We start from the raw sequence: 7404 nt of genomic DNA, 5'->3' as shown, positions 1-7404 counted from the left end.
GCCTGGGCCCGGGGTGGGGCGGGCCGGGGGTGCCCTGGGGGGTGTGGGGGTTGCCGGCGCCGGGGGGGGGGGCACACTTGCGGGCCCCGGGGGCGGCGAATGTGGCCGCGGAGCCGAGTCTCGGGCAGCGCCCGACCGCCGCGGCCGCGGGTGCAGCGCGGGCGTGGGCGTGGGCGCGCGCCGCGTCAGCGCAGGGTGCTGTGGCGGCGGCCGTAGGCCAGGTAGAGCACGGCGCCGGCGATCATCCAGATGCCGAAGGCGATCCACGTGCCGACGCCGAGGAACACCGCGAGCAGCACGCAGCAGAGCGCCCCGAGGATCGGCACGACTGGGAACAGCGGGACGCGGTACGAGCGCTCGAGCGACGGCTGGGTGCGACGGAGCACGATGACCGACACGTTCACGAGGGCGAACGCCACGAGCGTTCCGATGCTCGTGGCGTCGGCGAGCTCCCCGAGCGGGACCAGCGCGGCGACCACCGTCACGACGAGCCCGATGATGAGCGTGTTCCAGACGGGGGTGCCGGTGCGGTGCGACACCCGGCCGAACACCTTCGGCACGAGTCCGTCGCGGGCCATCGTCAGCAGGATGCGGGTCTGCCCGTAGAGGACGGTGAGCACGACGCTCGCGATCGCGACGACGGCACCGATCGAGAACACGAGCGCGACCCACGGCTGCCCGGTGACGTCGACGACGATGCGGACGAGTGACGCCTCGGTCGACGAGAACGACGTCCACGAGCGGGCGCCGATGGCCGCGATCGCCACGAGGATGTAGAGCGCCGTGATGAGGGCGATCGACCCGATGATGGCGCGGGGGAGGTCGCGGCGGGGGTTCTTCGCCTCTTCCCCGGCGGTCGAGGCGGCGTCGAACCCGATGTACGAGAAGAACAGCCGGGACGCGGCGGCGGTGACCCCGGCCGCACCCATCGGCGCGAGGGGCTCGAAGTTCTGCGACCGGAACGCCGAGAACGCCACGACGACGAAGAACACGAGCAGCGCGATCTTCACGATGACCATGACCGTGTTCACCCAGGCGCTCTCGCGGGCTCCCGGCAGCAGGATCGCCGTGGCGAGCAGCACCAGGACGGCCGCCGGCAGGTTGACCACGCCGCCCTCGCCCGGAGGTGCCGACAGCGCCGCGGGCAGGTGCAGCCCGAACACCCGCAGGGTCTCGTCGACGTACTCGCTCGCACCGACGGCCACGGCGGCGACCGACACCGCGTACTCGAGCACGAGGCACCACCCGCAGATCCAGGCGATGCCCTCGCCCATCGTCGCGTAGGTGTACGAGTAGCTCGACCCCGACGTCGGCACGGCCCCGGCCATCTCGGCGTAGGACAGCGCCGAGAGCAGCGCGGCGACACCGGCGACCACGAACGAGATCCACACGGCGGGGCCGGCGAGCGGCACCGCGGTCCCGAGGACGACCAGGATGCCCGTCCCGAGCGTCGCACCGACGCTGATCATCGTGAGGTGCCAGACCCCGAGCGATCGGCGGAGCGGCTCGCCGTCCACCCCCGCCGAGGCCTCGGCCTGCAGCTGCTCGATCGGCTTCCGACGTGCGAGCTGTGCGCGGAGGGACGTGGGGCGGGTGGGCGCGGACGTCATGGGACCTCGAGTGGTGCGGGGAAGGGGACGGGAAATGGTCGCATGCACCCTGAACGGGGTCAAATGAGCGACGGGGACGCGATGTCCGACCCCGGGGCTAGGTTTGCACCATGGACCGAGGCGACGCACCGTGAGCATGCACGGCGGCATGCGCGGTGGCGGCGGACCGCGCGGCGGCGGGCGGATCTCGAGTGGCGACTTCGACGCGCAGAAGGCCGCCAACGCCGAGGCGCCGAAGATCCCGCACCTGCTGCAGCGCATCGCCGGGCTGTTCGTGCCGCACCGGAACGCGATCGTCCTGACCGTCGTGCTGGTGCTCGTCGGCGCCGCGATCTCGGTGATCCCGCCGCTGCTCACCCAGCGGGCGTTCGACGAGGGGCTGTTCCCGAAGGGCGGCGGCGGGCCGGACCTGCCCGTGCTGTACGTCCTCGTCGGTGCCATGGTGGCCCTGTGGATCGCGAGCGCCGGCCTCGGGGTCTGGCAGACCTACCTGACCGCGACGGTCGGCAACAAGGTCATGGGCTCGATGCGCATGCGACTGTTCGGGCACCTCCAGCGGATGGAGCTCGCCTTCTTCACCCGCACGAAGACCGGTGTGATCCAGTCGCGCCTGCAGAACGACGTCGGTGGCGTCGCGAGCGTGCTGAACAACACGATCTCGTCCGTGCTCGGGAACACCGTGACCGTCATCGCCGCGATCGTGGCGATGCTGCTGCTGAGCTGGCAGATGACCCTCGTCGCGGTGGTCCTGCTGCCGCTGCTCGTCATCGCGCAGCGCCGCGTCGGCCAGGTCCGCGCCAAGATCGCCGCGCAGACGCAGGAGTCGCTGTCGGACATGACCGCAATCACCCAGGAGGCGCTGAGCGTCTCGGGCATCCTGCTCGCGAAGAGCTTCAACCAGCAGCGTGCCGAGACGAAGCGCTACGGCGACGAGAACCGCAACCAGATCCGTCTGCAGGTCCGCCAGCAGATGTCCGGCCAGTGGTTCTTCGCGATCGTGTCGATCTTCCTGTCGATCATCCCCGCGATCATCTACGTCGTCGCCGCGTACCTCATCGTCGGCGACGTCCCGATCACGGCCGGCACGATCGTGGCCTTCACGACCGTGCAGTCGCGGTTGCTCTTCCCGACGGTCGGGCTCCTCCGCGTGGTCCTCGACCTCCAGACCAGCGGTGCGCTGTTCGCGCGCATCTTCGAGTACCTCGACCTCACACCGGCGATCACGGACTCGCCGACGGCGAAGCGGGTCGACGAGTCCCGGGTCGGTCACGTCGCGTTCGACGACGTGACCTTCACCTACCCCGACGGCGAAGCGGACAAGCCGACGCTCCGCGGGGTCTCGTTCGAACTGCAACCCGGCCAGTTCGCGGCGTTCGTCGGGCCGTCCGGTGCCGGCAAGACGACCGTGTCCTACCTCGTCCCGCGCCTGTACGAGGCGACCGCGGGGTCCGTCCGGTTCGCCGGGCAGGACGTCCGCGACCTCGAGCACGAGGACCTCATGCGGCACGTCGGGATCGTCAGCCAGGAGACCTACCTCTTCCACGCCTCGATCGGCGACAACCTCCGCTACGCGAAGCCGGACGCGACCGACGACGAGATCGAGCGGGCGGCCCGGGCGGCGAACATCCACGAGACGATCGCCTCGTTCCCGGACGGGTACGAGACCATCGTCGGGGAGCGGGGCTACCGGCTGTCCGGCGGCGAGAAGCAGCGGATCGCCATCGCGCGGGTGCTGCTGAAGGACCCGCCGGTGCTGGTCCTCGACGAGGCGACGAGTGCGCTCGACTCGATCTCCGAGCGGGTGGTCCAGGCCGCGCTCGACAACGCCGCCGCCGGTCGCACGACGGTCTCGATCGCGCACCGGCTCTCGACCATCCGCGACGCCGACGTCATCTTCGTGCTCGACCACGGACAGATCGTCGAGCGGGGCACGCACGAGGAACTCCTGGAGCGGGACGGCACCTACGCGATGCTGCACCACCAGCAGAACGCCCCCGCGGACACGGTCGGCAGCTGACCTCGCGGACGACGGCATCGACAGTTTCCGGACGACGCGGCTGACATGAACGATGCTCGCGTGGTAGCTGTGGATAGGACCACCTGCCAGCGCACCTCGTCCCTGAGCGGAGTCCGACGTGACCGCAGTCCCACCGACCTCCGACCCCATCCCGCCGACGGGCCCGATCGAACCCGACGGACCACGCGTCGTCGAGGACGCGCCCCGCAGGACCGGCAAGTTCCGTGCCTTCCTGACGAGCGGCTCCCTGGACATCCAGTCGAAGCTGCTCGTGATGCTCCTGGCGGTGAGCATCGTGGCCGCCCTGGTCGTGGGCGTCGTCGGCTACCTGAACGGGCGGAGCTCGCTCGAGGCGGCCGCGCTCAACCAGGTCACGTCGCTGCGCGAGGCGAGGATCACCGAGCTGAAGCGCTCGTTCGGGCAGTTCACCCAGACGGTCGTCGCGCAGACCCGGAACGCGAGCGTGATCGGTGCGACGAAGGCCTTCGAGTCCGGGTGGGACGAGCTGCAGTCGCGGCCGGTGTCCGACGCGGACCACACGAAGGTCGAGGGCTGGTACCGCGACTCCTTCGTCCCCCAGCTCGACGAGCGCAACGGCGGCACCGCGAACCCCGACCAGTTCGCGCCGACCGAGGATCCGCAGGCTTACCTCCAGGCGCGCTACACCGCACCGTTCACCGACTACGACAAGGCCATCGACCAGGACGACGCCGGTGACGGCAGCGCCTGGTCGGCCGCGCACGCCGAGTACCAGCCGTACTTCAAGCAGGCGGTCGAGTCCGCCGGGTACGAGGACCTGCTGCTCATGAACACCGACGGGGACGTGGTGTACTCGGCGTACTCCGGAGCGGACCTCGGCACGGACCTCGAACGCGGGCCGTACCGTGACTCGAACCTCGCGGCCGGGTACCAGCAGGCCCTGCAGCTGACGAGTTCGGACGACTTCGTGGTGACGGACTTCGCGCGGTACGTACCGAGCCTCAACGTCCCGACGCTGTGGGTGATGTCGCCGGTGGGCGAGGACGGCAGGATCATCGGCGTGATGGCGGTGCAGGTGCCGGTCGACCTCATCACCCAGGTCATGACGGGCAACGAGCAGTGGAAGGCCGACGGTCTCGGTGACACCGGGGAGTCGTACCTCGTCGGTGCGGACCACCTGATGCGCTCGTACCCCCGGCAGCTGCTCCAGCACCCGGAGGAGTACCGGCGGGACGTCGTCGCCGCGGGGACGGCCCCGTCGACCGCGGCGCGGCAGGTGCAGGTCAAGGGGTCGGTGCTGCTGCAGGAGGTGAACACCACACCGGTGACGCGGGCGCTGCAGGGGAAGTCCGGCACCGTGATCGCGAACGACTACCGCGGCAAGGAGGTGCTCGCCGCGTACGCCCCGCTCGAGGTGGACGGCCTGCGGTGGGTCGTCGTCGCGCAGATGGACACGTCCGAGGCGTTCGCTCCGGTGAACGAGTTCGCCCGGAACATCGCCCTTGCGCTCGTCGGCATCATCGTCCTCGTCAGCCTGCTCTCCCTGCTGCTGGCGCAGGTGTTCGTCCGCCCGATCCGACGGCTGCAGACCGCCGTGAACCGGGTGTCCTCCGGCGACCTCGGCGTCGAGGTGCAGACGAAGGCGGGTGACGAGATCGGCGACCTCGGTCTCGCGTTCAACGACATGAGCCGGAGCCTGCAGGTGAAGCAGGACCTGCTCGACGAGCAGCGGCGGCAGAACGACACCCTGCTCCTGACCCTGATGCCGGAGGAGGTCGCCCGGCGGTACAAGCAGGGCGACGAGACCATCGCGGCCGACCACCAGGACGTCGCCGTGGTCTACGCGGACATCATCGGCATCGACGAGTTCGCGGCGGGCCTCACCGCCGAGGAGTCGCTCTCGCTCGTCAACGACGTCTGGCGCTCCCTCGACGAGGCCGCCACCCGGCACGGCGTCGAACGGGTCCGCACGACGCGGAGTGGGTACCTCGCCAGCTGCGGCCTGAGCGTGCCGCGCGTGGACAACGTCCGTCGGGTCGTCGACTGGGCGGCCGAGGCGCAGGGCGTGCTCGAACGGTTCAACGCGCAGCACGGGTCGAGGATCGGCCTGCGCGCCGGCATCGACACGGGGCAGGTCACGAGTGGTCTCGTCGGCCGGTCGAGCATCGTCTACGACATGTGGGGCGACGCCGTGAGCCTGGCGTACCGGGTGCAGGGGATCGCTCCCGCGCCGGGTGTCTACGCGACGAAGCGGGTGGTCGACAAGCTCGGCGATCGCGGCGGCGTACAGGACGTCGGCGAGGTGCAGACGAAGGCCGGACCGCAGCGGGTCTGGAAGCTCGAGGGCACCGGAGCGTCGTCGTGACCGCGTTCTGGGAGCAGCCGTGGTTCTGGCCGGCGATCAGTGTCATCGTCGGGCTGCCGCTGCTGCTGCTCGTCCTGACCGAGCTGCAGTCGAACCTCGAGCGTCGCGGCAACCCGCTGCACAAGGTGATCGGTCTGCTCCGGAACGCCGTGGTGCCGATCATCGCGATCCTCGTCCTGTCCGTGCAGGTCACCGACGCGGTCGACCCGGGCAAGCCCGTCGTGAACCAGGTCATCGGCACGGTGCTCGGGTTCCTGGTGATCGTGTTCGTGCTGAACGGCCTGAACATCGTCCTGTTCACGAACGCCCGCAAGGGGTCCTGGCGCGAGAAGATCCCGTCGATCTTCGTCGACATCGCCCGCATCGTGCTCATCGCGCTCGGCCTGGCACTCGTGTTCAAGATCGTCTGGGGCGCCGACGTCGGTGGGATCTTCACCGCGCTCGGCGTCGGGTCGCTCGTCATCGGCCTCGCCCTGCAGTCCGCGGTGGGTCCGGTCATCGCCGGCCTCTTCCTGCTGTTCGAGCAGCCCTTCCGGTTGGGGGACTGGCTGGACGCCGGCGGCGTGCGCGGGCGGGTCGTCGAGGTGAACTGGCGGTCGGTGCACATCGACACCGGGGCGGGCATCCTCATCATGCCGAACTCCTCGTTGGCGGGGGCGTCGTTCACGAACCTCAGTCGCACGGGAGGCACGTTCCCGGTCTCGACGGAGGTCACGTTCACGACGGACGACCCGCCGGCAGCGGTGGTCGCGCTGCTGCAGCGGGTCGCGTCGGGCCTGCCGCAGCGGTACCCCGGCACGCAGCCGGTGGCGGTGCCGTCCGGCGGCGCGTCGTACACCGTCTCGTTCGAGGTGCGCGGCCCGTCCCAGGAGGGCGACGCGCTCGCCCAGTTCCGGATGTGGCTCTGGTACGCGGCCCGTCGCGCGGGCCTCGGTCTCGACGGCGACACCACGGACGACTTCACCACCGACGAGCGCCGCGACGCGGCCCTCGCCTCGATCGCTCCGACGCTGTACCTGACGGGCGACGACGGCGCGGCCCTCGCGTCGCTCGTCCGACTGGAGCGGTACGCGGCCGGCGAGACGATCGTGTCGGCGGGATCGGTGCCGGACGCCGTGCGCTTCGTCCTGTCCGGCAGCGTGGACCTGCGGGTCCCGTTCGAGGACGCCGAGTTGCCGACGTCCCGCGTCGAGGCCGGCGACTACCTCGGGCAGACGGCGCTGACCCGGGAGGCGCTGCTCACCTCCGCCACGGCCCGCACCGAGGTCGCGGTGCTGGTCGTACCCGCCACCGCGCTCGACCAGATCGTGCGCAGCACACCGGCGCTCGCGAAGGACATGGGCGAGGTCATCGACCGGCGTCGGCAGGAGGTCTCGACCGCCGTGTCCGCGCACGTCGCATCCCAGCAGAAGACGGTGTCCGCCGCCTAGACT

General features: G+C 70.5%; 4 protein-coding genes. 3 read left to right on the top strand and 1 reads right to left on the bottom strand.

The features are described 5' to 3' along the window. Positions 1–185: 185 nt before the first annotated feature. Entirely contained in the window at positions 186–1610 is a 1425-nt protein-coding gene (locus tag ACNQOV_RS15600; RefSeq protein WP_416395645.1) for an amino acid permease, read from the bottom strand. A gap of 136 nt (positions 1611–1746) precedes the next feature. On the opposite strand from ACNQOV_RS15600, the gene ACNQOV_RS15595 reads away from it, so the two are divergent. The 3 genes from ACNQOV_RS15595 (at position 1747) to ACNQOV_RS15585 (ending at position 7401) form a co-directional block, all read left to right on the top strand. After that, positions 1747–3627, top strand: a complete 1881-nt coding sequence (locus tag ACNQOV_RS15595; RefSeq protein ID WP_416395647.1) for an ABC transporter ATP-binding protein — start codon at positions 1747–1749, stop codon at positions 3625–3627. 118 nt (positions 3628–3745) lie between these two features. Continuing rightward, complete coding sequence (locus tag ACNQOV_RS15590) at positions 3746–5971, top strand: adenylate/guanylate cyclase domain-containing protein (RefSeq protein ID WP_416395643.1); 2226 nt, start codon at positions 3746–3748, stop codon at positions 5969–5971. Then, on the top strand, positions 5968–7401 hold the full coding sequence (locus tag ACNQOV_RS15585) for a mechanosensitive ion channel domain-containing protein (protein WP_416395641.1): 1434 nt from the start codon (positions 5968–5970) through the stop codon (positions 7399–7401). The genes ACNQOV_RS15590 and ACNQOV_RS15585 overlap by 4 nt, the downstream gene beginning before the upstream one ends. The last annotated feature ends 3 nt before the right edge of the window (positions 7402–7404 follow it).

It is taken from the genome of Curtobacterium sp. LFS084 (assembly GCF_047977705.1).
Classification (GTDB): Bacteria; Actinomycetota; Actinomycetes; order Actinomycetales; family Microbacteriaceae; genus Curtobacterium.
This window is presented reverse-complemented; position numbering and strand designations above follow the sequence as displayed.